This is a genomic window from Allobosea sp. FG18 (genome assembly GCF_057809495.1).
Window position 1 is genome coordinate 1 of sequence record NZ_JBMDKB010000085.1, and the last position, 774, is coordinate 774.

At 66.7% G+C, this 774-nt stretch carries 1 pseudogene; it reads right to left on the reverse strand.

From position 1 onward, the window contains the following. A pseudogene (locus tag ACODTJ_RS29170) lies at positions 1-774 on the reverse strand (hypothetical protein); the annotation flags it as partial.

A 774-nucleotide genomic window follows, 5' to 3' on the forward strand; every position in this document is an offset into this window, starting at 1 on the left:
CGAATCCTTGGCGAGTTCGTCGATCTGCGTGCGCAGGTCGTTGAACTGCTGGATGAGGTTCGAACGGACCGCCGAGGTGACGTTCTGAGCGACGGTGCCGACGGTGTAGCTGTCGGCGGTGAGGCCGAGCGCGAGGTTGTTGTCGCCCGTAGCGTCAGCGTCCTTGGAGTCGGCGAGAGCCGCGGTCTTCGCCGTCGTGATGTCGGCGGCGGCGGAGGTCGCGGCGTCGGCCGTGCCGAAGCCGAACTGCAGCGTCTCGGAGCCAGTGCCCTTGACGTTGAACTGGCCCTTCTCGTCGACGAAGGCGGTGGCGATGCCCGACTTGTTCACCTCGTTGACGAGGTCGCGAACCGTCATGTTCGTGGCGTCGAAGCTGGCCTCGTAGGTATTGGAGCCGGCCTTGATGCTGATCGCGGCGACCTTGACGGTCGTGCCACCGCCGGTGACGATGCCGAGGTTACCCGAGCGGGTCGCCGTCGCGGAGGCATCGTCGGCGATGGTATCCGGGGCGGCTGCGCCGGTGGTGTTGTTGACGGTGTCGACGCCGCCGCTGAGGCCCTTGTCGAGGACGATGTCCTTGAGGCTCTTGCTGGTGGCGATCTTCTCGGCGGCGGTGGCGAGGGCGGTGCCGGTCGCGGTCGGGCGGTTCTGAGCCGCGTCGGCCTGGGCCTGCTTGATGGTCGACTGCATCGAAGACACCAGCTTGGTGATGCTGTCGATGCCCTTCGAGGCCGCCTGGATGGTCTGGATGCCGTTCGACATGCCGTCGAGCAG